36 protein-coding genes are annotated in these 26,491 nt (G+C 34.6%); 30 read left to right on the top strand and 6 right to left on the bottom strand.

The annotated features are described in order from the left end of the window. Positions 1 to 7: 7 nt before the first annotated feature. The gene (locus FHY45_RS15310) at positions 8 to 721 is read left to right on the top strand and encodes a GntR family transcriptional regulator (protein ID WP_066104544.1); all 714 of its coding nucleotides are present in this window, start codon (positions 8 to 10) and stop codon (positions 719 to 721) included. 206 nt (positions 722 to 927) lie between these two features. Here the strand turns inward: FHY45_RS15310 and FHY45_RS15305 are convergent, their stop codons facing one another. From FHY45_RS15305 to FHY45_RS15295, 3 genes are all read right to left on the bottom strand, one after another. Next, positions 928 to 1,377: a DUF3021 domain-containing protein gene (locus FHY45_RS15305; RefSeq protein WP_257469137.1), complete on the bottom strand. Its 450-nt coding sequence runs from the start codon at positions 1,375 to 1,377 to the stop codon at positions 928 to 930. A 10-nt stretch (positions 1,378 to 1,387) separates the two neighbouring features. Further along, positions 1,388 to 1,828, bottom strand: coding sequence for a LytTR family DNA-binding domain-containing protein (locus FHY45_RS15300; RefSeq protein WP_066104538.1), 441 nt, complete (start codon positions 1,826 to 1,828; stop codon positions 1,388 to 1,390). A 527-nt stretch (positions 1,829 to 2,355) separates the two neighbouring features. Further along, a complete protein-coding gene (locus tag FHY45_RS15295) occupies positions 2,356 to 3,417 on the bottom strand; it encodes a YkvI family membrane protein (protein ID WP_066104535.1) in 1,062 nt (353 codons plus the stop codon). A gap of 280 nt (positions 3,418 to 3,697) precedes the next feature. Between FHY45_RS15295 and FHY45_RS15290 the strand changes: the two genes are divergently transcribed. The 15 genes from FHY45_RS15290 to FHY45_RS15225 all read left to right on the top strand — a co-directional run bounded on the left by FHY45_RS15290 (position 3,698) and on the right by FHY45_RS15225 (position 12,898). Continuing rightward, positions 3,698 to 4,210, top strand: a complete 513-nt coding sequence (locus tag FHY45_RS15290) for a GNAT family N-acetyltransferase (protein ID WP_066104534.1) — start codon at positions 3,698 to 3,700, stop codon at positions 4,208 to 4,210. A 309-nt stretch (positions 4,211 to 4,519) separates the two neighbouring features. After that, a complete protein-coding gene (locus FHY45_RS15285; protein ID WP_066104531.1) occupies positions 4,520 to 5,125 on the top strand; it encodes a uridine kinase family protein in 606 nt (201 codons plus the stop codon). A 237-nt stretch (positions 5,126 to 5,362) separates the two neighbouring features. Further along, a complete protein-coding gene (locus tag FHY45_RS15280; RefSeq protein WP_139892401.1) occupies positions 5,363 to 5,686 on the top strand; it encodes a hypothetical protein in 324 nt (107 codons plus the stop codon). Positions 5,687 to 5,829: 143 nt separating this feature from the next. After that, complete coding sequence (locus tag FHY45_RS20625) at positions 5,830 to 6,000, top strand: hypothetical protein (RefSeq protein WP_180349995.1); 171 nt, start codon at positions 5,830 to 5,832, stop codon at positions 5,998 to 6,000. Positions 6,001 to 6,546: 546 nt separating this feature from the next. Next, positions 6,547 to 7,398, top strand: a complete 852-nt coding sequence (locus tag FHY45_RS15275) for a CPBP family intramembrane glutamic endopeptidase (protein ID WP_139892400.1) — start codon at positions 6,547 to 6,549, stop codon at positions 7,396 to 7,398. Positions 7,399 to 7,569: 171 nt separating this feature from the next. Then, positions 7,570 to 8,193, top strand: a complete 624-nt coding sequence (locus FHY45_RS15270; protein ID WP_139892399.1) for a hypothetical protein — start codon at positions 7,570 to 7,572, stop codon at positions 8,191 to 8,193. Between the two features lie 57 nt (positions 8,194 to 8,250). After that, complete coding sequence (locus FHY45_RS15265; RefSeq protein ID WP_139892398.1) at positions 8,251 to 8,694, top strand: GNAT family N-acetyltransferase; 444 nt, start codon at positions 8,251 to 8,253, stop codon at positions 8,692 to 8,694. 245 nt (positions 8,695 to 8,939) lie between these two features. After that, the gene (locus FHY45_RS15260; protein ID WP_066104513.1) at positions 8,940 to 9,119 is read left to right on the top strand and encodes a hypothetical protein; all 180 of its coding nucleotides are present in this window, start codon (positions 8,940 to 8,942) and stop codon (positions 9,117 to 9,119) included. Positions 9,120 to 9,259: 140 nt separating this feature from the next. Next, a complete protein-coding gene (locus tag FHY45_RS15255) occupies positions 9,260 to 9,445 on the top strand; it encodes a hypothetical protein (protein ID WP_139892397.1) in 186 nt (61 codons plus the stop codon). 71 nt (positions 9,446 to 9,516) lie between these two features. Then, positions 9,517 to 9,732 (top strand): PspC domain-containing protein, encoded by a 216-nt coding sequence (locus FHY45_RS15250; protein WP_257469134.1) that lies wholly within the window; start codon positions 9,517 to 9,519, stop codon positions 9,730 to 9,732. Between the two features lie 201 nt (positions 9,733 to 9,933). Further along, entirely contained in the window at positions 9,934 to 10,266 is a 333-nt protein-coding gene (locus tag FHY45_RS15245) for a YdcF family protein (protein ID WP_139892395.1), read from the top strand. Between the two features lie 190 nt (positions 10,267 to 10,456). After that, positions 10,457 to 10,975, top strand: a complete 519-nt coding sequence (locus FHY45_RS15240) for an NUDIX hydrolase (RefSeq protein ID WP_139892394.1) — start codon at positions 10,457 to 10,459, stop codon at positions 10,973 to 10,975. A 160-nt stretch (positions 10,976 to 11,135) separates the two neighbouring features. Further along, positions 11,136 to 11,786, top strand: coding sequence for a DUF3267 domain-containing protein (locus FHY45_RS15235; RefSeq protein WP_139892393.1), 651 nt, complete (start codon positions 11,136 to 11,138; stop codon positions 11,784 to 11,786). 80 nt (positions 11,787 to 11,866) lie between these two features. Continuing rightward, positions 11,867 to 12,259, top strand: a complete 393-nt coding sequence (locus tag FHY45_RS15230; RefSeq protein ID WP_139892392.1) for a DUF3021 family protein — start codon at positions 11,867 to 11,869, stop codon at positions 12,257 to 12,259. Between the two features lie 270 nt (positions 12,260 to 12,529). Next, complete coding sequence (locus tag FHY45_RS15225; protein ID WP_257469132.1) at positions 12,530 to 12,898, top strand: GNAT family N-acetyltransferase; 369 nt, start codon at positions 12,530 to 12,532, stop codon at positions 12,896 to 12,898. Between the two features lie 27 nt (positions 12,899 to 12,925). On the opposite strand, the gene FHY45_RS20620 is transcribed toward FHY45_RS15225, so the two are convergent. Next, on the bottom strand, positions 12,926 to 13,084 hold the full coding sequence (locus tag FHY45_RS20620) for a hypothetical protein (protein ID WP_180349994.1): 159 nt from the start codon (positions 13,082 to 13,084) through the stop codon (positions 12,926 to 12,928). A 258-nt stretch (positions 13,085 to 13,342) separates the two neighbouring features. Between FHY45_RS20620 and FHY45_RS15220 the strand changes: the two genes are divergently transcribed. Together FHY45_RS15220 and FHY45_RS15215 are read left to right on the top strand one after the other, a co-directional pair. Next, positions 13,343 to 13,741, top strand: a complete 399-nt coding sequence (locus tag FHY45_RS15220; RefSeq protein ID WP_139892391.1) for a DUF5412 domain-containing protein — start codon at positions 13,343 to 13,345, stop codon at positions 13,739 to 13,741. Positions 13,742 to 13,916: 175 nt separating this feature from the next. Further along, complete coding sequence (locus FHY45_RS15215; protein WP_180349993.1) at positions 13,917 to 14,273, top strand: DUF4181 domain-containing protein; 357 nt, start codon at positions 13,917 to 13,919, stop codon at positions 14,271 to 14,273. A gap of 90 nt (positions 14,274 to 14,363) precedes the next feature. Here FHY45_RS15215 and FHY45_RS15210 read toward each other — a convergent pair whose 3' ends face one another. Then, on the bottom strand, positions 14,364 to 14,729 hold the full coding sequence (locus FHY45_RS15210; RefSeq protein ID WP_139892639.1) for a VOC family protein: 366 nt from the start codon (positions 14,727 to 14,729) through the stop codon (positions 14,364 to 14,366). 245 nt (positions 14,730 to 14,974) lie between these two features. Between FHY45_RS15210 and FHY45_RS15205 the strand changes: the two genes are divergently transcribed. Beyond that, entirely contained in the window at positions 14,975 to 15,208 is a 234-nt protein-coding gene (locus tag FHY45_RS15205; RefSeq protein ID WP_139892389.1) for a hypothetical protein, read from the top strand. A gap of 130 nt (positions 15,209 to 15,338) precedes the next feature. After that, entirely contained in the window at positions 15,339 to 15,800 is a 462-nt protein-coding gene (locus FHY45_RS15200; protein WP_139892388.1) for a GNAT family N-acetyltransferase, read from the top strand. A gap of 283 nt (positions 15,801 to 16,083) precedes the next feature. Here the strand turns inward: FHY45_RS15200 and FHY45_RS15195 are convergent, their stop codons facing one another. After that, positions 16,084 to 16,323, bottom strand: coding sequence for a DUF6429 family protein (locus FHY45_RS15195; RefSeq protein ID WP_180349992.1), 240 nt, complete (start codon positions 16,321 to 16,323; stop codon positions 16,084 to 16,086). Positions 16,324 to 16,649: 326 nt separating this feature from the next. Here FHY45_RS15195 and FHY45_RS15190 point away from each other — a divergent pair, with 326 nt between their 5' ends. The 10 genes from FHY45_RS15190 (at position 16,650) to FHY45_RS15145 (ending at position 26,489) form a co-directional block, all read left to right on the top strand. After that, positions 16,650 to 16,847: a helix-turn-helix transcriptional regulator gene (locus FHY45_RS15190; protein WP_066104464.1), complete on the top strand. Its 198-nt coding sequence runs from the start codon at positions 16,650 to 16,652 to the stop codon at positions 16,845 to 16,847. After that, a complete protein-coding gene (locus FHY45_RS15185) occupies positions 16,844 to 17,302 on the top strand; it encodes a DUF3278 domain-containing protein (RefSeq protein WP_139892387.1) in 459 nt (152 codons plus the stop codon). Before FHY45_RS15190 ends, FHY45_RS15185 begins: the two co-directional genes overlap by 4 nt. 209 nt (positions 17,303 to 17,511) lie before the next feature. Beyond that, positions 17,512 to 18,396, top strand: a complete 885-nt coding sequence (locus tag FHY45_RS15180; RefSeq protein ID WP_257469131.1) for a M23 family metallopeptidase — start codon at positions 17,512 to 17,514, stop codon at positions 18,394 to 18,396. A gap of 97 nt (positions 18,397 to 18,493) precedes the next feature. Continuing rightward, complete coding sequence (locus FHY45_RS15175) at positions 18,494 to 19,684, top strand: leucine-rich repeat domain-containing protein (protein WP_139892386.1); 1,191 nt, start codon at positions 18,494 to 18,496, stop codon at positions 19,682 to 19,684. A gap of 143 nt (positions 19,685 to 19,827) precedes the next feature. Beyond that, complete coding sequence (locus FHY45_RS15170; protein WP_139892385.1) at positions 19,828 to 20,457, top strand: DUF4304 domain-containing protein; 630 nt, start codon at positions 19,828 to 19,830, stop codon at positions 20,455 to 20,457. A 271-nt stretch (positions 20,458 to 20,728) separates the two neighbouring features. Continuing rightward, positions 20,729 to 21,091, top strand: coding sequence for a YciI family protein (locus tag FHY45_RS15165; protein WP_139892384.1), 363 nt, complete (start codon positions 20,729 to 20,731; stop codon positions 21,089 to 21,091). A 412-nt stretch (positions 21,092 to 21,503) separates the two neighbouring features. Further along, positions 21,504 to 22,205 carry an MBL fold metallo-hydrolase gene (locus FHY45_RS15160; RefSeq protein ID WP_139892383.1) on the top strand — a complete coding sequence of 234 codons (702 nt, stop codon included), beginning with the start codon at positions 21,504 to 21,506 and terminating at the stop codon, positions 22,203 to 22,205. 582 nt (positions 22,206 to 22,787) lie between these two features. After that, on the top strand, positions 22,788 to 23,897 hold the full coding sequence (locus FHY45_RS15155; RefSeq protein ID WP_306821558.1) for an amidohydrolase: 1,110 nt from the start codon (positions 22,788 to 22,790) through the stop codon (positions 23,895 to 23,897). 39 nt (positions 23,898 to 23,936) lie between these two features. After that, positions 23,937 to 25,370 carry a Na+/H+ antiporter NhaC gene (gene nhaC / locus FHY45_RS15150; protein WP_139892382.1) on the top strand — a complete coding sequence of 478 codons (1,434 nt, stop codon included), beginning with the start codon at positions 23,937 to 23,939 and terminating at the stop codon, positions 25,368 to 25,370. Between the two features lie 12 nt (positions 25,371 to 25,382). Further along, on the top strand, positions 25,383 to 26,489 hold the full coding sequence (locus tag FHY45_RS15145) for a mandelate racemase/muconate lactonizing enzyme family protein (protein WP_139892381.1): 1,107 nt from the start codon (positions 25,383 to 25,385) through the stop codon (positions 26,487 to 26,489). Positions 26,490 to 26,491 lie beyond the last annotated feature (2 nt).

Genomic DNA, 26,491 nt, shown 5'->3' with positions numbered 1-26,491 from the left:
GTTAGGAATGAACAAGTACGAGGCCATTGCAAATGAAATGAGGCGAAGGGTAAAGAGTGATTATTACTCAAAGGACCAGCCGATTCCAGACGAATATACTCTTTCGAAAGAATTTGACAGCAGCAGGGTAACGATGAAAAAAGCTTTGAATATTCTTGTTACAGAGGGGCTTTTATATAGGAAAAGAGGACATGGTACCTTTATTATCGAGCCTCCATTTGATGACAATAAAGTGAATATCATCAGTGAAGAAAATATTGGACTATCCAATCTGGCCAATAATGATGAGGTAAAAAGCAAGGTAATTGCCTTTGAAATTCAATTTCCCTCTGAGCAAGTAGCCAGTAAACTAAGGATCAGCCTTGATACACCTGTCTATCATATTATTCGTCTCAGGATTGTAAATGATGAACCATATGTAATAGAAAAAACATACATGCCGGCTAATCTGGTTCCCGGTATTAATGATGAGGTTCTTCATTCTTCCATATATAAGCATATTAAAGAAACACTTGAATTAAAAATGGGTGGAGCACACCGTAAAATCAGAGCATGTAAATCAAATGAACTGGATCAAAAATACCTGGATTGCAGAGCTGACGATCCTATCTTGGAAGTCGAACAAGTTGCCTTTTTGATTACTGGTATACCATTTGAATACTCTTTCTCACGGCATCATCACGACAAGTTCGTCTTTACAACGGTAACGGTAAATCGATAGGAAACCGCATAATTTGGCTCAGAAAAAGAAAAGGTGACTCTAGAGAGAAGAGGGTCACCTTTTCTTATTGTAAGAATAACTTGAGTTGTACAAATCTTATTGGGGTGTCTTTATAGATATTAAGTTTACCTCCTATCAAAACTATTTTTAAAAGGAGGCAGAATACCTTATTGCTAGTAGGAAAACTGTAATTCTAAAGTGGGTGTCTATGGTTTATTTAATGAATGATTCAAACGATTAATTTCTCGCTTCCAAAATAGATACTGGAAGAACCAGAACATTAAATAAATGACCACAAAGATAAGGAAGTAAAGTGAAAATCCTATAAAGGAATGCTCCATCCAATGGGAGTAATAGGCGACAGGAAACATGGCGATGGTAACTAAGAAAAAGTGTAGAGTTGTTTGTTTTGTAAGACTCCAATTATCATGTTCAAAAATGATAGAGCCTGCAGCAAAAGCAACTCCTAATAATCCGCTTAAAATAAATTGCAGTAGATAGGCATTTAATTCTGTACCCATGGTCTCTATTAAGCTGGGTACTACAGCGTAAAACGTCCCATCCCCAATGCCAAGTGAAATGCAAAGGGTTATAAAGGTTGATATAAAAACGCCTAGCGGAAATCCTATTGCCCCTCTTACGATAATTGTCTTCATCTTCATCACCTCATATTCCTAAATGTTTTTTTATCTTATTAATATAACGCCTCGAGACATATGATTGATCGCCGGTATTGAATTTCAGAGTGATTGTTCCGCTTATGCTCATATCTAAGCTTTTAACTTTTTCAAAATTGACAATCTCAGAGTTTGAAATTCTGATGAATTGTTGGCGCGGGACCATTTCTTCTAATTGGTATAATCTTTGTCGTAAGCGCAATTTTTCATTATTTACTTGTGCATAAACATATTGACCTTCAGTATAAATCCGCAAGATATCGTCCATTTGTATCAAAAGAATTTCATCACCTTTATAACCCATCAGTGATTGGTATTCATTGCCTGAAAGTTTTTCAAGTAAACTTGAAATTTCATTTGTCATCTCACTAGCATGTATGACGATTTTGGGATCTTTACATTCACTATCTAACTGGATTTCTATCCTCATATTCCACCCCCACCCTTTTTTATGGATCTTTCTCCCTTTATTATAGGAAGCAATTGGATATAGTACTACAGCTTTTATATACCTGGTCAGATTTCTAATATATATGGGTGAAAATGAATAATAGCATGATAATCAGTGGAACCAATCCTTAGGGATTAAACCCGTGGCCAACTATGAGCCGAAGTTTAAGGGGGTGAACTTAAATGACCGAAAACCTACAAAGCAGGGGACAATCCTTTTTTAATGAAGAAACAGTTAGTTAGGGTTAGATGGGAAGCAGAGATGCTATATTCAGCGTGAAAGATCTACAATTGATAATCTCCAGATGATACTCAAGAGAAATCGAATACACTCAGTTAAATTTGAATTGTTAACAGGAAGTAAAGGTGAACTTAAAGGTAAAATTAGCACAAGAAAAAGAGATTCATCAAAATTGACGAATCTCTTTTTCTATTACAGTGGATTTCTTTATTTTTTTCGGAAGAATGCTTTTCTAAATCCTTATTGAAACGCGTAACTGATACCGATTAATCCGTTTTATCTTTTAAAGGCTTCATTCTAATTGATGCGATAACGAGTACGACAATTAAAATCATACCGAGATATCCAAACAGTGGGTAGAAAAAGGAAACTAACTGCTTGAATCCAAAGAAGCTTGCAGCAAAAGCGACGAGTACAGAAATAACCACGAACCAATTGTATTTTTTCGTTTTCGGGGTAAAGAAGCGTGTACCAAACGAAAAGAACATACTAACAGCTGAATTAAAAATCATGCCGAATAGAATGATGGAATAGAGAACTCCAAAAAGTGGTGATATTTGATTGGCCAGCCCTAAAGACGGCATGTCCAAGTGCCCTACCTTATCAACTTGTGCAAAGATGGCTAGATGATGCAGGACAATTAAAATTCCTACACCTATACCTCCCGCCAGTCCTCCGATCGAAGCAATTTTCTCCTTGGGTTCATCGCCGCCCATTACCAGAGTCATGGATGCTCCCATTGCGATTGCAAGTGAAACATAATTAATAATAGAACTCAGCCAATGATTTGTAGCCGAAGACTGTTCGTTCGCTATAGAGTCAAGCTCAAAGAAAGAATATTCCATGGTCACCATACTATGTATAAATAATACGACCACTCCCAATATGAGAAAAGGGGTTATCATAGCAATAACTTTTACAACCCGGTCTACGTCGGAAAGGATTGTGATTAAAATGAGAATCGTCATGATAATGATGCCAACGAAACTTGGCAACCCAAACTGCTGATTGAAAATAGACCCTGAACCAGAAATCATGACAATTCCAATTCCAAAAAGGATAAATACGAGGATAGAATCGATGAGAACGCCGAGGTAACGTCCACTGATTTTATAAATAACTTCCTTATGTGAGTCTGTCTGAAGCCGGCTGCCCAGCTTAGTTAAAACCATTCCCAAATATCCGAACAATAGGATCGAGAGAAAGGCTCCAATCGTTCCCTTCATTCCAAAACTAGTAAAATACTGTAAAATTTCTTGTCCTGATGCAAAACCGGCACCTATGATAATTCCCATAAATGCACTGGCTATTTTAATAATATTCTTCATGTCTCCTCCATTCGTAGTATTATAAAGAATTTGAGGCACGGTTCAGCCACTGCTTCTGAACCGGAATAGTCCTCAATAGAATTATTTTCCCTATATAAATAGTGTTAAACAAAAAATATGAAATAGAATAATTTGTTTGTGAGAAAAGAGACAGCAGTGTACAGGAAATAATTAAGCTTTTTATAAGATGGGAGGTTAGTGCAAGAAGGATATTAGGAGCGAAAAAAAGAATAGATTATGCAATACATAATTCCATGCAAATTAAAGGAGTGAGTAGTTGATGAATATTCGTATTTTAGAAGAGTCCGATGCTCATTTATATCAGAAAGTGCGATTGAATGCATTGAAAATGAACCCGGAAGCATTCGGTTCAACCTATGAGAGAGAGGTGGGATATTCTTTAGACATGGTAAAGGAACGAATAAAACCAACAATGGACAAGTATATTGTAGGTGCCTTTGATAATCGAAAATCTTTAGTTGGCATTGTTACCTTTATACGTGAAGACAATCTCAAAACCAGGCATAAAGGAAATGTTTATGGAATGTACATAGCTCCAGGCAATCGAGGTCAGGGTTTAGGAAAGTTATTGATGAATGAACTTATCAGTAAAGCGAAGAACTCTGAGGGATTGGAGCAAATCAATTTAACTGTTGTATCTGATAATCACTATGCAAAGAAATTATATAAGTCGTTGGGATTTGAGGTCTATGGTATAGAAAGAAATGCCTTAAAGTTTAATGGCCGATATTATGATGAGGATTTGATGGTACTAAAATTAGCAGTGAAATAGAGATATCTTTATGATGACTTTTCTTTATGGAAATAAGAAGGAAAGCTTATGGATTATGCTATTGGTCAATGAAATCAAATTGGTTAAGCAGCATTATGGTCTTATAGTGAACATAAGTTAAGAATAAAATTGAACTATCAAAATCCAGTTTGTAAATTATTCCACAGATTTTAAAATCGAAGGTAATAAATTAATCATAGATTTAGATAAGGTGTAGGGCAGGGAAGAAGGATTTAATAATAAATTAATAGAAAATATTTTATACAGGTTAGTTAACAAGATGGTTTTCCAATTTAAGGCGGTGAGGTTATGAATGATAAAACTCTTAAAAGCAGTAATGATTTTGAACATTTGGTTAGGCTGATTGATTCAGTTCCTCAAAAACAATCAACTTTGTTAATTGGGATAGATGGCTGTGGAGGTTCTGGGAAAAGCACACTCGCTGATAAGTTAAAAGGGAGATTATTAAATACAACTATTGTACATATGGATGATTTTTATTTACCCTCTTCTCGAATTCTAAAAACACTTCCAAAGAACAAGCCTATAGGTGCAGATTATGATAGGAGGCGTATTTTAAATCAGGTTCTTGAACCCATAGCTCAAAATAAAGAAGGACATTATCAGCGATATGATTGGGTAATGGATGGTTTAGCGGAGTGGCATACTGTTCCAGTTGGAGGAATTGTCATAATAGAAGGTGTTTACGCAATATGTCAGGAATTTTTTAATAAATATGATTTTACGATATGGGTTGAATGTCCACGAGAAACAAGGCTTTCACGAGGTCTTGAAAGAGACGGAGAAACAGCACGTGATAGGTGGGAAAATAATTGGATGCTATCAGAAGACGTTTATGTTGAAACCTATAAACCTTTTGAAAAAGCTAACTTAATAGTAAGTGGTATTGAATAAATATACTAACATCAGGATAACAGATTTTTATCTTTTCTAAAAGAAGGGTAAATATTAAGCAATCGATTCCAGAGGAATTTAAAACTGAAAAATGGTATAAGGATAGAATTTGATTTCATCAGTACAATTTCTATTATGCTAATTGGCTAAGAAGAATTAATGTCTTTTTGTGTTGAATTTCTTATTGGAATACAGGAGCAGGCTAACGGAATAAAAGTGGTGAAAGGAGGAATCAATTTGAAAAAGAAAAAAAGACTTTTAGTAGTCGGCTTGCTGGTATTATTAGTGATAATAATATTTCCGCCTATATTAGGACAAATGGTACACAATAATGATTCGCCAAAATCTGCAATAAGAGATGAAATACTCAAAGACGGGCATCCATATCAAAGTTTCTTTGCTTTAATAACGAAGAATGATTATAAAGATAAAGTATACGGACAGCTATACAATGTAAATTGGTTTGACTACGATAATCCTACAGGACATACAGCAACACTGTGTTATTCAACAAAGATAGAGAGTGAAAAATATGAAGTCTCTTGTGGTACAGGGCCATAATACATTAGTTCGATTGCTACCCTTGAGGCCTAATGATCATCTCTATTTGCTATTTCACAAACGGAGCAGTTTAGTTACATAAGGTTTTAACTAGCAAAGGAGCAATGTTATATTACATAAATCCAAAAGTGTGGAGAGAAAATATGAAACCAAATTATACTGACTTAGGATTCGCAGATAAAATGGGTCCGAAATTAAGAATGTTAGTAGAAAAACAACTATGTGATGACCTCCGTTTTTATGGAATAACGGCGAATGAGTTTAAATTTGATTGGTCTGAAAGTTGTATAGAGGTGACGATGCCGCCTATTTAGATGGAGTAGTGGAAAACTTCTCAGGAATTAATATATTTGATGAAAAAGATAAACATATTGCAGAGGGATGGATGGAGTTTATTTATGAGCCAACTTATAACTTTTTCATTTCTTATTGGGAATTTCTTACCCACTTTAATGCGGGGATAGAAATTGATATTAAAGATAGAGTAGGAATCCCCCTTCATATTTTTAATATCATTCCAGTACCGATACGATTTAAGTATGAGTACTAACAGATTTTTAAATTATATCAAGTTATGAATAAATGTAATTAAGCAACCAGGGGCATTGATCAAAGAAGGATTAATGCCTTTTTGTGTTGAATTTCTTATGGAAGTAAAGGGGCAGATTAGTTCGAGAGTGTTGCTTAACTATTACTCAACAATCGGTCATTTAATGGAATAAGGTTGAATGAATCATATCGAAATTAAATGTTCATTGTAACGTTGATACTAATTCACTAACATTAAGAAACTGCAAATATAGAACTTGGTTAATACATAGCCTATAACAATACGTCATTAATAGAAAAGGGGCATTCAATTGAGTTCTTTTAAATTTAGTATTAGTCGGTTGCTTTTGTACTTTTTACTTGTATCATTATTTCTCTTTGTTTCGGGTAATGTAGGACAATATTTGACTAAAACTCAAGGTATGGATCGACAAAATAGTATGCTTTTACAAGGAGTAATCTTTAGCGGGTTAACGCTTTTTGTACTATATATATTTAAAAGAAAAAAAACTGACTTGTTTAAGAATATTGGCTTAAAGGGTGTAAATTCACCATCTAGTTTGATCGTCGGAATCGCGTTGCCTTTTATATTAGTCATAACAGGAATTATAACAGCTTATTTATTTGGTGGCATTGAAAATGTCAGCTTGAACCTGACAGCCACTGTTATAATTTCCATTTTAATTAATACAGTGACAGCATTTATGTATGAAGCATTTCCAGAAGAAGTCTTTATCCGAGGACTAATCTTTGAAGAGTTGCATAAGAAATTTCGCTTCATCATCGCATTGATTTTACAGCCGTTAATCTTCATTTGTGTTCCGGTTGCGGTGATGGCATTGGAGTCAATATTCTTTAGTGAGCCATTTACGTTAACTATAGATTATATTATATTGCTCTTTACATTTGGAATTGCTCTACAATTATATAGAAGGTATACAGGAACAATATGGATGAGTATGATCTTCCATGTCGTTTATCTTGAAGTGACTAGATATATATCCATGGGAGGTATGTATGACCAAGACGTCGCTCTTTTAATATTCGATGAGACATTTAGTGGATTCATGACTCTATACTTGTCGTTTCTGTTTATAGTGGTATTTAGTGTAGTGGTGTTGTCATTTTTATTAATAATTGATAAAAGAAAAAATAAGCTATAAATATATTCACCTTTTTCTAGTCAAAAATTCATATCAGAAGTATTATACAGAAATAAACAGGGGCATTGATCAAAGGATGATTAATGCCTTTTTATGTTGAACTTCTTATGGAAGTAACGGGGCAGGTTAGCGGAACAAGGATATATGATTTATAAGAAAAGGGTGTTAAATATGAATAAAGCAGAAAGAACTGCAGGTTTACGAACTTTACAGTTTTTATGTAAAGGAACCAGACTAGAGGGACTTAATTTTTATGGTTTAAGGTTACTTCTTTCGGAGAGTGAAAATAATTCTAATCGAATAAATGGTCAAATTTACATTAATATTGAGAGTCCAATTTGTTTATTTGAGTTAATGCCTAAAAAAATCCCATTATTAAACGAATTATCTAAAAAAGATTCGATTGAATCTTTAAAGATGTTATGTGAGTTGAGATTAAAACAAATTGTGGATGTTTCTTTAGGTGTTGAAAGTCCACATTTATTCTTAACGTTTGACTCTGGTGAAGTATTGTTTATATGGGGCCAGAATGAGCAGTACGAGAGTTGGCAAGTAGGAGTTATGGATTCTGAAGATGGTGAGCATTGGGAGATAATAGCTTGTCCTAATGATAGTTTAGCAATATGGGGACCAGAAGATATTGTAGGTAATATAGAATTTCCTTGTAGAACTAAAGAGGGTATTGATCTAAGTGGTTTAATGCCTTTTTATGTTGAATTCCTTAGTGAAGTAAAGGGGCAGGCGAGAAAATTTTATAGAGAAATAGGTGTTTTGTTGCAACTACGGAAAAGTTAGATTAAGTTTAAGATATATTTGAATGCATTTGAAACAAAAAGTAAGAGGTGAATTTTTATGAGTTGGAAACTCAAAAAATTTGATGAGTTAACAAATATTGAACTATATAATCTTTTAAAAGAAAGAACTTTAGTTTTTGTGGTGGAACAAAATTGTCCTTATCTTGAAGTTGATGGTAAAGATCCTTTTTCATATCATCTTTTTAAAGAAGACAATGGAGAAATCGTTGCATATTTGAGAATTGTACCCGCAGGTATTGCTTATCAAGAAACTTCTATTGGAAGAGTTATTGTAAAGAAAGAATACAGAGGACAAGGGATAGCAGGGGAACTTTTAAAGAAAGGACTAGATTTTATCCAAAACGAATTAAAAGAAACAAAGGTTAAAATTCAAGCCCAAGATTATTTAAGAAAATTCTATACTTCCTTTGGTTTTCAACCTATATCCGAAACATATTTAGAGGATAATATCCCTCACGTCGATATGATATTACAAAAATAACACACTCGTTATTACCCGGCTAGGGATTCGAGTTATATTAAGGTATAGAATGGATTGGAAAAGATTACATTTCAATAAACAGAAGCATTGATCGAGAAGGATTAATGCCTTTTTGTGTTGAATTTCTTATAGAAGTAAAAGGGCAGGCTAGCTTAATTAAGATTCGGTCTGGTTTTACAAAATGTTACAAATGAACTAGGTTTTTTGAAGAAGTTAATTATTTTGGTTGGGAGGATATTGAATAAATGAGTAATTGGCTATACATACTTTATGCTGTAATTTTAGGAATACTATCTTGGTTTACCGGGGAAGTAGTAACATTTGTTATGTTAGGGGTTATTCTTATTGCTTTAAATAATATAAATTCAACTCTTAAAAAGATTTATCTTCAAAATAATGTGAGAAGCAATAACGAAGATAATTAGATTGATAATATTTTTTTTATAAACGGGGCTTTGATTTAAGAAGGCTTAATGTCCTTTTCTACTGAACTTCTTATGGAAGTAAAGGGGTAGGTTAGCCATGGATAGTAACTGGATAAGTATCTTTCATAAGGAGGAGGAGAATGATTTTTTGGGGATTGATATCAGTTGCTATTTGTTTGCCTGGCATATATTTTATGTTTCAAACAGAGAAGAGAATGCCGAATAATGATGACATTTCAGATAAGGAAAGTTTAATTGCTCACTATATTCCCAAGAAGATATGGCGGAGCTTAATTCTTCAATTCAAAGTTCATATCCTGAATTAATAAATAGGCTTTTCGTATTATAAAGATAATTCATTTAATATACTGTTAAGATAAAGATGGGAGATGTTTGTGTGAAAGACGTTAAATTAGTAAGATCCCGCTCTAACAAAGTATTATCGGGTATATTTGGAGGTTTAGCACCGATTTTAAAAATCGATGTAACCATCCTTCGGTTTGCATTTGCTTTACTCTGTGTATTTTCAGGTGCATTTCCTGGATTAATTATTTACTTAGTGGCGAGTGTAATTATTCCATTGGAAGATGAAGAATGGCCAAATTCTAAATAAAAAAAATAATAATGTATTTTTGCAAATGCATATTCCCCGTACATTTTTCTATGTATTGGAATATGCGTTTTTCATTAGAGAACTTATTCGCTTCAATTGTTGAGTAATTCCAAATCCTTTTCTCCGTAAATACCTTCAAAAAATCTTTTCTCGACTCTCTCTGTATTGACCAAATACAATTTCAACGATTGGAACGATTTAATGAAATACTTAAAGATTATTACTTATGAACTTTTTGTGTTTTTAGTTTTTTATCTTCTATTCTTGCATATTCGAATTGCTCAAATTCCTAATCAAACTGTACCAGATAATGCTGATTATTTAATTATTCTAGGAGCAAGGGTGATTGGAACTGATTCTTCGCCACTTCTACAAGAACGAATTAACACCGCTGCTGCGTATCTGGAAGATAACTCTCATACAGTCGCCATTGCTACTGGGGGACAAGGCCCCAATGAAAGCATCCCTGAAGCAGAGGCTATTAAAACAGTCCATATGAACAGAGGAATAGAGGAAAATAGGATTGGCAAGTAAAGATTCTTCTTTAACTAACAGAGGTGTTGATCCAAGAAGGATTAATGTCTTTTTATGTTGAATTTCTTATTGTAGAAATGGGGAAGGTTTGTTCGAGAAGGTTATAGGTGATTATTTGTGTTCATCATTGGGACATATTCTTGCAGAGTTTAAGAATCTTAAGGCAAAACTACAATTAAGGAGTTTAGCAATGGAAAAATGGGATTTATATGATAAGCATCGTAATAAAATAGGCAAACAAATAACTCGTGGAGATGATATGACACCAGATGAGTTTCATTTAGTAATACACGTTTGTATATTTAACTCCAATGGAGAAATGCTCATTCAACAACGTCAGTCCTTTAAGCAAGGTTGGTCGAATCTTTGGGATATCACTTGTGGTGGAAGTGCTGTGGCAGGCGATACAAGTCAGCAAGCTGCTTCAAGAGAGTTATTCGAGGAGTTGGGTATTCGTTATGACTTTGAAAAGATACGTCCACAATTTACTATTAACTTCGCGCGTGGATTTGATGATTATTATTTAGTTGAATATGATTTAGATTTGAATGATTTGACGTTACAGACTGATGAGGTGCAAGCAGTGAGATGGGCTTCAAAAGAGGAGATCTTAGAGCTAATCGAATTAAAAAAATTTATACCTTATTATGAAAGTATCATTGCGTTTCTTTTTGAGGGTCGAAAGCATTATGGCTCTACTCGTTTTTAAATGCAACGTGCAAGGAATCAAACATAAACCTTCATATACAAGCGATTATATTGATCCCCTTAAGGGCAGGTTAGTTTAATAAAAAAAGGTATACACCTGAAAAAATGGTTTTATTTAGGTGGTTGTACTTTAAACTTAAATTATTAATGGAGTGGATTTAATGAAAATACAAAGTAAATTACCTAAAAGTGACCCGCAGTTACATTTACAGTTAATTAAAAATAGATGGATTCTATTGAAAGAACCCAAAAATTTAACAAGTGCTATTTTGTTATCTACTCCTTTAATGATTGTCGCGGCAATCCTCTCTATTGGTGTAATAAATATCTTTTCCAGTATTTCTTTGAGCGATTTTGGACTAACGCCTGATGCAATCTCAATTACAATTAACTTGAGTAGTGTTCTTTCGTTAATTATACTTTTAATACTTCACGAATTACTCCATTTAATTTTCATTCCGAATTTCACAAAATCAGAAAAAACATATATAGGATTGACGCTGTTCGGAGGTTTTGTGTTAACAGAAGAAGAGATTTCAAAATCAAGATATATCTTCATTACAATTGCTCCTTTTATTATTATTTCAATAATTTTGCCACTTGTATTAAGTTCATTTGGACTATTAACAATGACATTAAAATTCTTGATAATATTAAACGCAATGGGTTCATCAGTTGATTTACTTAATCTTCTTCTTATAATTAAACAAGTCTCAAAAAATGCAATTTTAAAAAACAATGGAACAAACACATATTGGAAAAACGTACAAACGAACAAAAAGTATAAAGAGAACGAAAATCATAGTATTTAATTAACTGGTGTAAAAAGTTTGGAGTCAGAGTTGAGAATAACCAGCTCTTTTAATTTGACTCCAAGAAAGGGGATTTTACGTTGCAGTTGCTTTTAAAGGGATTATATAGAGGGTCTATTTCATTTGGTATCTTACTAATAATTTCACTGTCGTATAAGTTGCAAGGGCAATCAGATGATTCGAGTGTTTATTTTTTTTATGGCCTTATAGCCTTTTTCCTTGGGTTGACAAGCGTCATATATCAAATTGAACAATGGAGTTTTTTAAAGAAAATTTTTGCTCATTATATGGCGATGCTGATTACTGTTTTTCCAACGTTGCTATTAAGTGGGTTTTATCCGTTAGATTCATTTAAAGATGTATTTGATGTGTATCTCCAATTTAATAAAGTGGGGATTACCTTATTTTTGACTTCATATTTTATTTCATATTTTTTTTCACGTAAAAATGCTAATAATAGCACATCAATATGATTGAGGTATACGACTGACGGTGGGCATTGATCTAAGAAGGATTAATGCCTTTTTGTGTTGAAGTTCTTATGGAAGTAAGGGGCAGGTTAGCTGAATAAGAAATTTGGTTTTTTTTGTGGTAGAATAATCCATAAATAAAACGGTTAAGGTGGCTTTAATAATACATTTAGCGATAAGGGGAATTCACCTTGGAAGTTAAACTATTAACAGAAAATGATTTAATTAAATGTACGGACACATTTATTGAAGTATTCAATGATGAGCCTTGGAATGATGAATGGACCATTTACAAAGGCTAAAAAATATTTGCTGGACTTTTACCAAACACCTGGATTTTTAGGCGTTTTAGCGGTAGAAAACAATGAAATTCTCGGCTTTATTTTTGGTGTAAATAGAGTATGGTGGAGCGGAGATGAGTTTTTTATTAATGAAATGTGTGTAAGAAAACAATGTCAAAATAAGGGTATTGGAAGAGCGATGTTAAATCATTTGATAAAAGAACTTCATAGCAGCAATATAAGTAACATTACACTTCTCACAGATAGAGGTATACCTGCCGAAGAATTTTATAAGAAAAATGGTTTTGAAGAAATAGAAAGAATCATTTTCTTGCATAAGAACATCAAACTATCATTATAGAGGTGGATGAATATCCAAACCGTTAGTTTAATTGCCACTCTCTACGTCTTTCTGAGTATCGTTTATAAGCTCATTTAAGAGTTTCTCAGCTGTCTCATAATCTTTTACCTTAAGAGCCTCTTTTACGTCTTTTAAATCTCTTAATAACAGCCTAGAATAGCTCTTAAAAATTAGTTCATCTTCCACATTGTCAGCTCCTTAATTAAAATCATAAGGTGTTAATTATATCTTATTTTCTGGCTTTTGTCTGAAAAATAAGTAAAACATAAAAGGCGATCAGTTAATGTAACAGGTTTGGTTCAGGGGCATTACTTCAATATCAAGGGCTGAGATCAGCTCTTTTTTTGTAATTCAGCTAACGGGACAGGTTAGCTGAAAAAGGATTTTTATTATACATAGGAGAATTAATATATTATTAACCGTTACTGAGAGAGGTTTAACTGTATGACAACTTACTTGAAGAAAGAGGAAAATAAAGCTCCTAAAAAAGCACTTAGAGTATTCCTTGTTATCTGTCTTTTATTTACTGGGGTTATTGCTTATGGAGTATATTGGGCTTTTTTCGATATGAACAGACTACCAAAAGGAGAATATCTTATTGAAAAAACATCACCTGGCGGCCATTACACACTAAAAGCATATCTCACTAACGGAGGTGCTACAACGTCATATGCTGTTCGTGGCGAGTTAGTCTTTAATGAAGGCAATAAGAAAGCCAAAAATATTTATTGGAATGAACGAGAAGAAACTGCCAGTATTACCTGGACAGACAATGATACAGTTGAGATCAATGGGCATACATTAGATGTACCTAGTGATAAATTTGATTTTAGACATCAATGATTCATTACTAAACATACTGTTGAATTGAATCAAGATAGATTCAAAACTTTTAATTCTTTATTGGACAAACGGGGCAGGTTAGTTGAGGAAGGATTTGCATTTGCTACCATACATACCGAATTATATGGTTATAGCTTTGAGCTGTGACTCATAAAGATAGATGGAGAGGTTAATTATGTTTACAATTCTTGTTATTTTATTTTTAGTAGTATTTTTAATAGAAAAAATGACAGAAAAATTTCTGGGGGTAAAGAGAAAAAAAATTTCCGAAACCCCTGGCAAAAGCGTTGATCGATGGGGAAGAACGATAATAGTCGTTATTTTTTTGGTCGGCTATTTCTTTGCTCTAACAAAGGAGTCATTCGACATTCTAAAATGGCATTGGGTTTTATTTTTCACAGCAATAGCAGGGTTTCAAGTTATATTGGAATGGAAGTATCTAAAAGAATCAAAACAATATATCTCAACACTTATAAGCTCGACAATAAGTTTTATTTTCTTAATATTCTTTGTTATTCGCTTTTACAACTAAAATTAGCATTAGAGAAATGAGAGTATTTATTTTTTTACTAAAGGGGCAGGTTAGCTCAATAAGAAGTTAAAATTGAACTTTTAATGTTTGTTACTTATTTTCAAATTGGAGATATTCTAAAATATTTCCGAAGGGGTCTCTAAAACTAATATATTTTCCTGGAGGACAATTAGTTGGTTCATCTACAATAAAATCTACTTCTTTTTCTTTTAAGAATTTAACCGTTTCATAAATATCTTCAGTTTGTAATCCTAATACAACTCCTGTAATTTTATTATCTTGATTATACGGCGTATTAACGTTCTCCTCTAGAATAATTGGTAACTCTCCGTGTACAAGTGATGCAATATTAGGACCATACTGCTTATTTATTTCAAAACCTAAAGTATTGGTATAAAAGTCAATTGCAGTGTTTAAATTTGGAACGTAAATGCTTATAACACAAACCTGATTCACCAATTTATTCCTCCTATTTTTAGTGTTATGGTAAAGATTCAACACACATTAATAAAAACCTTTTTTAATTCCACTCAATTTCTTATTAAAATAAACAGCTAATAATTATGAATATCAAGGCATTGATACAAGAAGGATTAATGCCTTTTTCTGTAGAACTTCTTTATTGTAGAAACGGGGCAGGTTAGCAGAAGAAGGAATACGCTCTAATCTAATCGTATAATTTTAACAAAGAGGTGATTAGAGTGGAAATCATTCCAAAGGTAATTGAAAGATTGCTTGAAAAGGAAATAGATGAACAGGAGTTTGTTGATATAATCAATGATATTTATAAGCAGGAATGTTATATTTATGCGATTATTCCTGATTGGGAAGAAGAATTGTTAAACCAACTGTCAGATGACTTTATTTTAATAAATACGATTAAATTTCCTTTATGGAGGCTATATTTAACCACTGAGCATCAGGTATTCTACTAACTGCTAAACAATTAGGGGAGATTTCTTCAAGGTAGTAGATTGATTTAGAATTCTATTTTATGTTTTCCCTATGATTTATTTCGAAACAATCTTTGAGACAACAGCCAAAATTATAAAAAAGGAGAAAGAGATGAATTTGCAGACACAGCGGCTCAAAATTATCCCTTGTACAGAACAATTATTATCACAATTTCCAAGGGAAGAATACGAATTTGGTCCTCATATCACTCAGTATTTGGAGAAACTAAAAGAAGATCCAACCATTTCTGGTTGGGGTGTATGGCTGGTTATCAATAAAGAAACAAACACAATTATTGGTGACATTGGATTTAAAGGTAAACCTAATTCAGATAACACAGTTGAAGTGGGATATGGAATTATACCTTCAGCACAAAATAAAGGATACGCAACAGAGGCAGTAAAAGAAATTATTGAATGGGCGTTTTCATTTAAGAATGTTGACAAGGTAATTGCTGAATGCTTGGTTGATAATTTCTCGTCAATTAGAGTGTTAGAGAAGTTAAAGATGAAAAAACTTGGTGTAGTAGATGATATGTTAAAATGGCAATTAGAAAAAGACATAATCGTGTAAGTAACCAAAGACGTACTAATTATAGTACGTCTTTTCAATTTATAAGCTTACTTTTAAAATTAATCTGCAAAAACTCTATAAATAAACGTTACATCCTTAGTCAATCAGTATAGCAACAATCTTTGCGAAAACAGCCTAATTTAAAGAGAAAATGGATTAAATTTAAATTATATAATAATTGAAGGAAGTGGAGTTCTTACGCTGGGCATTCGATATACAAGGTACTTTGTCATATACATAGCTATTTTCTGTGATTAAGAAATTCTCAGTTTAGAGAATTTCCTCAGTTGTCTTTTATATGATATTTCTCTATTAGTTTCTTAGCTTCCTCGATACCATCATCTGTTAGATAAACAGATTTTGAACGTTTACTATCGATAATGAAACATTTCTCCGATAATTCATTTAGAGATTCAAAGGGATATCCCTTCCAACTTCTTTGAGCTTCACCTAATCCATAGTCATCTTTAAAAGAGGTTAAATACAACAATAATAAAGTTAATTCATCGATTTGATTTTTCATATGATTGATTCCTTTCGTTTTTCTTTAGTCTATCTTCATTTATGAAATATTCCAAACCAAATCTATACCTTACGTAAATATCAATGATTCCATGTGGTCTTTGAAATATCAGCTATAGAAAGTTCTATATTTTTTGAAATTAACCAATTAATATAGTCGTGAATACTTATATTTAAACAAACAAGGGCCTTGATCCAGGATGGATTAATGCCTTTTTAAGTTAAACTCCTTATGATTAGAGTCGGTTTCTTTGTTTTATATATAAATCTAATGTAAGATATAAATTGCATATGTAAACTATATCTTACATGAGTAAGGTGGAATATATGAAAAATAATGTAAAAATAACACGAATGAAAATTTCAATGACCCAAGAACAATTAGCAAGAAAAGTAGGGGTGACTAGGCAGACTATTGGATTGATTGAGAAGGGGGAATATAATCCGACTCTTCATCTTTGTGTTGCAATAGCAAAAGAACTTAATAAAACATTAGATGAATTATTTTGGGAGGTAGAGAGTTGATGAAATCTTGGATATCTTTTTTAATACCTGATGATGAATATAAGGAAAAAAGGATGCTATATTTCTTCGCGGAAGGTGGGATACTTCTTTTCCTTTTCCTTGTTTTAATAATGTTCATAAACAAATATGCTTCTATCGACTTAGAGATAATTTTACTGTTGGCCATATCCATATTCGTTCTATATATATTTACAAGGTATATTGTAGCTGGGATTGAATATACGGAGGTTGCAACAAAAGTAGCTTATAGGAAAGAGTTAAGAGTTATTTTTACTAAAACAGTTACATTTTTTGTTATTTTTACTCTACTGTATTTACTATTGGTTGATACGCCTTCAAGTATTAGCAGTTGGAGTGAACTAATAGGATTTACATTATTCGGAGGTGTAGTGATGTTCCTCATCAATTATATTTCATTAAAACGTTCTTATAATAAAAATAAGGAACTGTTATAAAGGAACGACACGGGTGTTACTCTATTTCAAGGGCTGTAAACAGCTCTTTTTTTATGCAGCTATTGGGCAGTTTAGCGGAGGAAGGATTTTTCTAATGAATGAAGAATATTGTAAAAGTACATACTGTCAGACAGTCTAGAATTATTAAAGGAAATCTCCAGCTTAAGAATAATTTTAGATAGGTTTATAAAGAATTGGAGGAGTTTAGTTTGAAGGAGAATCAAGCAGAAATATCTAAAATTTCACCCGAGGATTTCGGAGAATCTTTTCTGAATGGAATGTATTCAACCTTATATCAACAAACAACAATTGATTTTAAAAATATTGTACCTTTACAACAATTCATTGAATATGGAACAGATTTTAATGCTGGAGTCGAAAAGTATACATTAGAAATGGTTACTAATTTAATAGAAGGTATTAAACAATATATCTGGTTAGACAATGCCAGAGAAAAAGTTATAAGTGTATCCTTCGGAGAAAATAATACAATTTACAGCCTATCTCTTGCTCCTTTTATCACTCATCCTGAAAGTGATCAGAAATATACAATGAATAAATATATTATGCCGATAAAAGATGAATGGTATGTTTTCTGGGGTGGAACTAATCAGTTTATCAATTATCACTATGTATATGAGGATCAAAGATACGCGTATGATTTACTTATTTTGAAAAACGGTAAATCTTATAGCGATGACCCAAAGAAAAATGAAAACTATTATGCTTATGACAAGGAAATATTAGCCCCGGCAGATGGTGTAGTGATAAAAGTGATAGATGGAATCGAGGATAATGTGCCAGGGGAAATGAATCCTGAACTTCCTGAAGGAAATTGCATTACAATAGAACATCAAAATAACGAGTATAGTATGCTAGCTCATTTAAAAAATCATTCTATCCTTGTTCAAGAAGGAGAAAGAGTCCAGAAAGGACAGGTTCTTGGTACTTGCGGAAATTCTGGTAACTCAAGTGAAACTCACCTGCATTTTCAAGTGATGAATTCAGCTGATTATTTAAAGGGAAAATCAATCCGTATTCAATTTGAAGACGGAAAAGAACCCATTCAAGGTGATTTTATTAATTCTCTGTGAACTTCAAAATCAGTAACTAATTTATCAATTAACAACCTTATTCAGTACAAGAGCTGTATGATTAGCTGTTTTTATGCAGCTATGTCTTGGAGGAACTATGAAAGCATATAAAATTGGTAACATCGAAATAGTTAGATATGGAGATGAGACAGAAGACACGCTTAATGTATCTTCCGAATACTTATCCGAGAGCCTGGAGCTTATTAAAGGACATAATTACAAAAGAATCTCAGTCATGGGGGATTATAATCTTCCGGATATTGATTTTTTGAAGGAATGTCCTCATATTGAAATATTAAATCTGAGTGGTGGAAATATAAAAGATTTCGAGGGTTTATCCTTCCTTGAAAACTTGAAAACTCTATCTATGAATCATTTAAATAAAAAGGTGAAAGTAGATTTAGCGAAATTGACCTCTCTTAAGGAACTGTATGGAGAACTACCGACTAGAGCAACAGGACTGTCTAATTTAAAGAATCTAAAACGGATGCAGATATGGGATTATAAACCACATTCCAAGACATTTGCTGAACTTGGTCAAATTGAAAATCTGGAAGTGTTGCATCTGATACAAGCAAAAATTGAATCATTCGAAGGTATTGGTCAATTTAGAGCATTACAAGAGTTGAATTTGTATGGATTAAATAAATTGACAGATATAACCGATATAGGGCTTTTAAGAAATACCTTAAGAGAATTAATTATGGAGAACTGCAAAAATATACAAGATTTTTCTCCTATCGGGGAGATGAAAAATTTAGAAAACCTAACTTTATCATCTTGCTTGAGGATGAAATCAATTGCTTTTGCAAAAGAATTACCTAAATTGAATTTTTTTAACTTCGAAAAGACAGATGTTGAAGATGGTGATTTGAGTTACTGCCAAATGATACCGACAGTATATTTTACACAGAAAAAGCATTTTTCGCATAAACGTAAAGATTTAATTAATACAAGAATGGAAAACATATTATATCCGACCCTATTTTGGCGAGAACGAATGGAAGAGGGGGATGATATGTTTACACTCGAAAATATTTTGGCTACAGAAAAAGCATTGAATGATTATTTAGAAACAATTAAAGATTTGAAAGAAAAAACATCTCCAAAAACCCTTTTGACCTGTGTAAAGGAAGTTGTTTTAAAAATTAACGTGCTTAATGAAAAGTATAACTATTTCATTGAGACTGCAGAAAGGGAGGAATTACTTGAATACATATTGTCTGTATCTGAGTTAGCAGGCTTAGAAACTAAGAGTGACATAACCGATGAGTGGAGAGATTGGTAACAGATAAAATTCTTATTAAACTAACTGGGCGTTGATTCAGAAGGATTAATGCCTTTTTGTGTTGAATTTCTTAATGTAGAAAAGGGGCGGATTAGCTCAAGAGAAATAGATGTAAGTTAGTGAGAATAAGGGTGTGAATAATAATGATAGGTTCTCCTGAAATCAATAAAGTAATTCGAAAATCACTGTCTCCTATATTAAAAGAAAATGACTTCAATAAAGTGAATACAAGAAATAATTGGCGTTGGATTGACCAATGCATTTGGGTATTAAAAATCAGTACTGTTGGAAACTATTTTTCTGATGTTTCAGGTTGGCCACCTATATCAATTCATGTAGATCTTGGAATATATTATGTCTTTATACCAAGTGAAGAGGAAATTAAAAAAGGTACCAACGGTGAGTTACTTCCTAAAGAGTACCAATGTCATATTCGAGAACAACTAAATTGTAATCTTGACCAATCCAATTACATTCGTCATTTAGATAACCCAGCTGAGAGAAATCGATCTGACATATGGTGGGTTGAGCCAGATGGATCTAATATTGAAGAAGTGATGGAGGATATTAGGAAATCTTTTTCTGAAAATGGACTAAACTGGTATATAAATAATTCTGATTTAGAAACTGCTTTTACTAATATCGAAAATGAACACAATGGTTATAACAAATATTACAAAGCAAAATATTTTGCAGAATATTTGAAACGCAAAGAGAAGTTAGATAAGTATAACCACCTGTTTGAACAAGAGAAAAAGCGAATAGGTTCTTAAAGAATGGTGCAGAATTTCTGTCTTAAATGAAAAATCAATGATGATTCATTTCAAACGGACTTAAACATTATGAAAAGGTCAGTTACTCGTAGTACAACTAAATACCTGACCTTTATAACAAAAGTGAAAATAAAGGAGCAGGTGAGCATGCAAGAAGGAATATCCTTTGACTTTATTGAATATTGATAGTGATTGATTTCGAAGGGCAGTTCGTTGTATGAATAATGACAAACAAGGGATTTTCCCTTAATAAATGAAGGAGGGCTATTTCATGCTGTTTATGATCATTGTTAAAGCTTCAAAGAATTCAGAAGCTGGGAATCTTCCAAGCCAAGAACTCAGGGAAGCCATGTCAATCTACAATGAGGAATTAGTAAAGGCTGGCGTGCGGGTTATGGCGAAAGGACTTCATCCAAGTTCAAATGGGGTTCGCTTTTCATATCCTAAGCCAGGAGAAAAGCCAGTGGTCACCGATGGACCATTTTCGGAAACGAATGAAGTGATTGCGGGATTTATTCTCATTGATGTGAAGTCTAGGGAAGAAGCCATCGAATGGGCTAAGCGAATGCCTGATCCACAAGGATTTGGTGAAGGTCAAATTGAGTTGCGACAAGTCATTGAGTTTCCTGAGTAAAAGTAATCAATCTAGCGAGTAAATCTATACAAATGTTCTCGACGAAATACGTATGTCCTGTTATTCGATAATCGGGCGTTAATAGACTAGATAGAATAAAAGAGACAATCACAAATGGTCTTCTGAAAAGATGTGAGCCATCCTATTACCGCCTGATTACCTCTTTCATTGGGGTAAGTTGGTCCCCAGAATTTTTACGTTCCGTGTTGCCGCGATTGTTCCCTCAGTCTTAGCGCTGATATGGGTCGAATCTTTCGTCCAAACCCCTCCTTATCCCACAAATCACGATGTTTTGCTCACATTTTGTCTCAATCGCCGGAATTATATATCACCTTCCAAAAAATTTCTTTCACCCACCTTGTTTTTCCTTAGATTCAATACATAACCCAAAATATAAGTTGGAGGAGTTTTAATGAGATTAACAAAGATAAATAATCTTTATCAGCTTTCCTTTATGCCAAATCTTTTTCCTGTTAATTGTTATCTTATCGAAGAAGAGGAGTATTTAGTAGTAATCGATGCAGGACTTCCTTTTTGTAAAAAAGCAATTTTAAAGACAGCAAAGGTTATAGGAAAGCCGATTAAGAAAATAGTGTTAACACATGCACACACTGATCATGTAGGAGCTCTTGATGGACTTACTAAGGAGCTTCAAGATGTTGAAGTATTAATTCCTAGACGAGAGTTGAAAATTCTCCAAGGAGATGCATCGTTAGAGGAAGGTGAAGGGAATATGCCTATAAAAGGCGGTATTCCCAAGAATATAAAAACAAATCCGGATACGCTATTACAGGATGGTGATCGGATTGGATCGTTAGTAGCCATTCATACACCTGGTCATACTCCAGGAATGATGTCGTATTTAGATATTAGGGATCATAGTTTAATAGTCGGAGATGCCCTTCAAACAAAGGGCGGAATAGCTGTAGCTGGTGATACGCGATGGAGTTTTCCTTTCCCGGCATTGGCAACCTGGAATAAAGAAAAAGCAATCGAGTCCGTTGAAAATTTGTTGGATTATAAACCATCTTTACTGGCAGTCGGGCATGGAAATTTAATAAGGAATCCAGTAAAAGACATGAAACGAGCAATTGAAAGAGCAAAAGGTCAATAACAGGGACATGATGATGGAGTCGGCAAAGTTAAGCAAATACATAGGGAAATGAAAAAAATACAAATTGAGATTAGAGTAGTAGATTCGAATGAAAAATTAAAAAAACTATTTAACTAATACTGGATTATTAATATAAGGAAGGATCTGCTCAAAAGTCTATGAAAAATGACCTTTGAACAGGTCCTTTTTCGTGTGGATGACAAATTGTTTATCCTATACCTCCTGTTAGCGGATTAATTAGCAAAGATGGGGACTTTGTTACTAATTTATAACGGTTTGCCAACCTAAATAAGGAACTTTATTTGTAAAGAATGGATTAAACAAGAAATTATTTGAATTTTTTGATAAAATGTTTTTTAAGCATTTCAATACATGGTATCTTATCGACAGTCAGAGGCAATCCAAGAATGTTTACCTGAATAAATGGGAGAAATGCTTGTTTATGTAGGGTTTACCTGGTTCCTTTTTCTCTGGGGATTTGCAAATGATAGGAGCAACTGTGTTCAATGAATCCTCTGACAGGTGGAGTGATATGCTGGAAAACGTTATGGCAGAATAAGGGGATTGTTAGGAGAGTGATGCATGATGAGCTATGAGGAACAAATTTTGGGGTGGTATCATCATTTTCATGAACATCCCGAAATCAGCGGAAAGGAATTCGAAACAACCAATACAATTGCCGAGATATTGGATAGTTTTGGGGTTCGTTACGAACGTTTTTCTGATTGTACCGGATTAATTGCAGAATTGGGAGAAGGTAGTGGTGCAGTGGCGCTGAGAGCAGATATTGATGCGCTATGGCAGGAAGTTGGAGGTATCATGCAAGCGAATCATTCATGTGGGCATGATGCCCATATCGCCATGGCACTCGGTGCGATTCTCTATTTGAGGGAACAGCCGCTGAATCGTAAATATCGTTTTATTTTTCAGCCGGCCGAGGAGAAGGGAAATGGCTCGTTATGGATGATTAAGCGAGGTGTAATGGAGGGCGTGTCGGTATTGTTTGGTATGCATGTGCGTCCAGAAGAAGAACTAGCATATGGTCAGTTTACTCCTTCTATCCACCACGGAGCCTGTATCTTCCTCGAAGGGAAAATCAGAGGTACTGATGCACATGGGGCAAGGCCGCATCAGGGGAAAAGTGCGATTGATGTGATGGTTGCCATCCATGGTTATCTGGCAACTTTATATGCTGATCCTGAAGAGAACTATTCTATTAAGCTGACTAAAATGATAGCTGGGGGGCAAAACACTAATATTATCCCAGGCAATGGCTCATTTGCGATTGATGTCCGTGCGCAGTGTAATGCTGTTTTAGATGCAATGATCGATTCTATCGCGACTGGTTTAGATCGGATTGCTGAGCTCTTTGGTGTACAAATTGATTATGAATGGAAGGATTATACTCCAGGAGCCACTGTTTCAAAAGAGCCAGAAAGGTCTGCGAGGGAATCAATCATAAAAGTTGCCGGAGAAGAAGCCTTAGAAGAGCCAATCATCACGTCTGGAAGCGATGATTTTCATTTTTATAGCCGGAAGCATCCAGAGGTACAAACAACTATGATCGGAATCGGTGCCCAGGTTAGCCCGGGATTGCACCATCCCAAAAAGCAGATACAAACAGACATCTTAGATCTCGGGGCAAGGGTACTTGCGGAAGCGATGCAGCTTGTCCATATAAAGAATAAATAACGTTTCATTACGGATTAAATTCAAACAGGGGGAGAACAGATGGAGAGAAAAATATCTTTTGGGCTGGCAATTATTCCGTTAGTGGTGTTAATAGCAGTTATGGCTATTACAATTATTGTTTTTGAAGAAGGACCACATATCCCGTTGATTGTTGGTACAATCACGGCCGCACTTGTGGCATGGATGGCCGGCTACAAATGGGACGAACTTGAAGAGGCCATGTACAATGGAATTCGTTTAGCATTACCGGCTGTAATCATCATTATGTTAATCGGTCTGGTAATTGGATCATGGATTGGCAGTGGTGTGGTCGCTACCATGATTTATTATGGATTGAAGATCATCAGTCCTTCTCTTTTCCTGGTGTCGATTATGCTCATTTGCTGTATTGTTTCCGTTGCCATCGGTAGTTCCTGGTCAACTATGGGAACGATTGGCGTAGCTGGGATGGGGATTGGTTTAAGTATTGGGATACCGGCCCCGATGATTGCGGGAGCGATTATATCAGGTGCCTATTTTGGAGATAAAATGTCACCATTATCGGATACAACCAATTTAGCAGCCGGATTGACCGGCACGGATTTATTTGTACATATCCGCCACATGTTTTACACAACCATTCCAGGTCTAATCATTTCGTTAGGTGTATTTTGGTTCTTGGGGCGTGACTTCGGTAAAGGCGGTGTGAGTACAACTGATATTGAACAAACACTAGCTGTCTTGCAGGATGAGTTCCTTATTTCACCTTTCTTATTATTGATTCCACTTATCGTCATTATCTTAGTGGCCAAAAAAGTGCCAGCCATACCTGGGTTGGTGATTGGGGTTCTTTTGGGCTTCCTTGCTCAGGTATTCGTACAGGGTGATACATTTGCTGATGCTATCTCAGCCCTGCAGGCAGGGTATGTGATTGAAACCGGTAATTCCATGGTGGATGATCTCTTCAATGGCGGTGGTTTGGATAATATGATGTACACGGTATCCATGGCCATCGTGGCAATGACATTCGGAGGCATGCTCGAGCATACGGGAATGCTGAACGCAATCGTTTCACAAATTCTTAAATTAGCAAAAACGGCAAAAAGTCTCATTATTTCTACGATATTATCTTGTTTTGCGACAAACGCAACCTGCTCCGAACAGTATATTTCCATTGTTATTCCAGCACGTATGTTTTCAAAAGCGTATCGTGATAAAGGGCTCTCTTCCAGAAATCTATCCAGGGCGCTTGAGGATGGAGGGACGCTAACGTCTGTTTTCATCCCATGGAATACATGTGGCGTCTTTATCTTCGGTACTCTTGGTGTAAGTGTATTTGAATATGCCCCATACGCGATTTTGAACTTTGCCGTGCCGATTATTGCGATTCTTTATGCGATAACAGGGTTTTCAATTGAAAAAATGAGTGATCAAGAAAGAGCAAAGATTGAAAAAGAACTTAAACAGCAAAAAGAGGATACAATTACAGTATAAGGGGACTTTCATATGATTAAAGCTATTTCACTATATGCCATCCGCCTGCCTCTTCATGAACCATTCGTTGTCAGCTATCATACATATCACGATATGCCCTCCATTATTGTGAAAATGGAAAGTGATGACGGTTTTATTGGTTTTGGGGAAGCGGTTGCAGATGAACATGTAACAGGAGAGACATGGGAGAGTACGTATAGTCTTCTCAAGCATACATTAGCGCCGCTTCTAATTGGTCAGGATCCATGTGAATTTGAACGTATACATGAACGAATGAATAAAATGGTATACGGAGCCCCTGCAGCAAAGGCGGCTATTGATATTGCCTGTCATGACCTAGTGGCCAAGAAACTGGGGGTACCGGTTTATCAGCTGATCGGAGGACGTTATCATGATCGTTTTCCAATCACCCATGTACTAAGTATTCAGGAACCAGCTGCAATGGCAGAAGAAGCGGTGCGGAAGGTGTCTGAGGGATACCTTTCCTTTAAAATGAAAGTTGGCAAACAGGTAGGGCAGGATATGGAACGAATCCGAGCTGTTCGCAGGGCAGTTGGGAATGAAATCGCCATTCGTGTCGATGTTAATCAAGGCTGGAGGAATAGCTCCAATGTATTGAGGGCTCTCCCATATCTTGAAGAACTGCTAATAGACTGGCTCGAGCAACCAGTGCTGGCTGATGATCTTGAGGGCATGGCTGAATTAAAAAAGAAAGCACGCCTGCCATTAATGGTTGATGAAGGTCTAAAAGGTATAAAGGATATGAGAGAGGTTATCCAAAAGAAAGCGGCTGATAAAATCAATATAAAGCTTATGAAATGTGGAGGCATCCATCCAGCTGTGAAGCTTGCCGATCAAGCGGAAATGGCTGGAATCGAGTGTCAAATCGGGTCGATGGTCGAATCGTCCATCGGCTCGGCCGCTGGCTTTCATGTTGCTTTCTCCAAGAAAATCATCACATCCGTCGAATTGACAGGACCTTTAAAATTCTCAAAGGATGTTGGGAATTTGCACTATGATGTCCCGTTCATTGAATTAAATAAAAAGAGTGGTCTCGGAATTGATGTGAATGAAGATATACTTACAGAATTGACCGTTCACAGAGATGTTCTTCAATGAAA

This window comes from Bacillus sp. D386 (genome assembly GCF_006346415.1).
This window is presented reverse-complemented; position numbering and strand designations above follow the sequence as displayed.

Excerpts from the sequence above, each read along its gene's own strand:
- FHY45_RS15145 (WP_139892381.1), top strand. The coding sequence starts at position 25,383 with ATGATTAAAGCTATTTCACTATATGCCATCCGCCTGCCTCTTCATGAA.
- FHY45_RS15195 (WP_180349992.1), bottom strand. The coding sequence starts at position 16,323 with ATGAAAAATCAAATCGATGAATTAACTTTATTATTGTTGTATTTAACC.
- FHY45_RS15310 (WP_066104544.1), top strand. The coding sequence starts at position 8 with ATGAACAAGTACGAGGCCATTGCAAATGAAATGAGGCGAAGGGTAAAG.
- FHY45_RS15170 (WP_139892385.1), top strand. The coding sequence starts at position 19,828 with ATGATAGGTTCTCCTGAAATCAATAAAGTAATTCGAAAATCACTGTCT.
- FHY45_RS15270 (WP_139892399.1), top strand. The coding sequence starts at position 7,570 with ATGAATAAAGCAGAAAGAACTGCAGGTTTACGAACTTTACAGTTTTTA.
- FHY45_RS15235 (WP_139892393.1), top strand. The coding sequence starts at position 11,136 with ATGAAAATACAAAGTAAATTACCTAAAAGTGACCCGCAGTTACATTTA.
- FHY45_RS15160 (WP_139892383.1), top strand. The coding sequence starts at position 21,504 with ATGAGATTAACAAAGATAAATAATCTTTATCAGCTTTCCTTTATGCCA.
- FHY45_RS15260 (WP_066104513.1), top strand. The coding sequence starts at position 8,940 with ATGAGTAATTGGCTATACATACTTTATGCTGTAATTTTAGGAATACTA.
- FHY45_RS15155 (WP_306821558.1), top strand. The coding sequence starts at position 22,788 with ATGATGAGCTATGAGGAACAAATTTTGGGGTGGTATCATCATTTTCAT.
- FHY45_RS20625 (WP_180349995.1), top strand. The coding sequence starts at position 5,830 with ATGAAACCAAATTATACTGACTTAGGATTCGCAGATAAAATGGGTCCG.
- nhaC (WP_139892382.1), top strand. The coding sequence starts at position 23,937 with ATGGAGAGAAAAATATCTTTTGGGCTGGCAATTATTCCGTTAGTGGTG.
- FHY45_RS15245 (WP_139892395.1), top strand. The coding sequence starts at position 9,934 with ATGAAATACTTAAAGATTATTACTTATGAACTTTTTGTGTTTTTAGTT.
- FHY45_RS15215 (WP_180349993.1), top strand. The coding sequence starts at position 13,917 with ATGTTTACAATTCTTGTTATTTTATTTTTAGTAGTATTTTTAATAGAA.
- FHY45_RS15175 (WP_139892386.1), top strand. The coding sequence starts at position 18,494 with ATGAAAGCATATAAAATTGGTAACATCGAAATAGTTAGATATGGAGAT.
- FHY45_RS15225 (WP_257469132.1), top strand. The coding sequence starts at position 12,530 with ATGATGAATGGACCATTTACAAAGGCTAAAAAATATTTGCTGGACTTT.
- FHY45_RS15190 (WP_066104464.1), top strand. The coding sequence starts at position 16,650 with ATGAAAAATAATGTAAAAATAACACGAATGAAAATTTCAATGACCCAA.
- FHY45_RS15290 (WP_066104534.1), top strand. The coding sequence starts at position 3,698 with ATGAATATTCGTATTTTAGAAGAGTCCGATGCTCATTTATATCAGAAA.
- FHY45_RS15300 (WP_066104538.1), bottom strand. The coding sequence starts at position 1,828 with ATGAGGATAGAAATCCAGTTAGATAGTGAATGTAAAGATCCCAAAATC.
- FHY45_RS15265 (WP_139892398.1), top strand. The coding sequence starts at position 8,251 with ATGAGTTGGAAACTCAAAAAATTTGATGAGTTAACAAATATTGAACTA.
- FHY45_RS15240 (WP_139892394.1), top strand. The coding sequence starts at position 10,457 with ATGGAAAAATGGGATTTATATGATAAGCATCGTAATAAAATAGGCAAA.
- FHY45_RS15305 (WP_257469137.1), bottom strand. The coding sequence starts at position 1,377 with ATGAAGACAATTATCGTAAGAGGGGCAATAGGATTTCCGCTAGGCGTT.
- FHY45_RS15285 (WP_066104531.1), top strand. The coding sequence starts at position 4,520 with ATGAATGATAAAACTCTTAAAAGCAGTAATGATTTTGAACATTTGGTT.
- FHY45_RS15220 (WP_139892391.1), top strand. The coding sequence starts at position 13,343 with ATGACAACTTACTTGAAGAAAGAGGAAAATAAAGCTCCTAAAAAAGCA.
- FHY45_RS15200 (WP_139892388.1), top strand. The coding sequence starts at position 15,339 with ATGAATTTGCAGACACAGCGGCTCAAAATTATCCCTTGTACAGAACAA.
- FHY45_RS15165 (WP_139892384.1), top strand. The coding sequence starts at position 20,729 with ATGCTGTTTATGATCATTGTTAAAGCTTCAAAGAATTCAGAAGCTGGG.
- FHY45_RS15295 (WP_066104535.1), bottom strand. The coding sequence starts at position 3,417 with ATGAAGAATATTATTAAAATAGCCAGTGCATTTATGGGAATTATCATA.
- FHY45_RS15255 (WP_139892397.1), top strand. The coding sequence starts at position 9,260 with ATGATTTTTTGGGGATTGATATCAGTTGCTATTTGTTTGCCTGGCATA.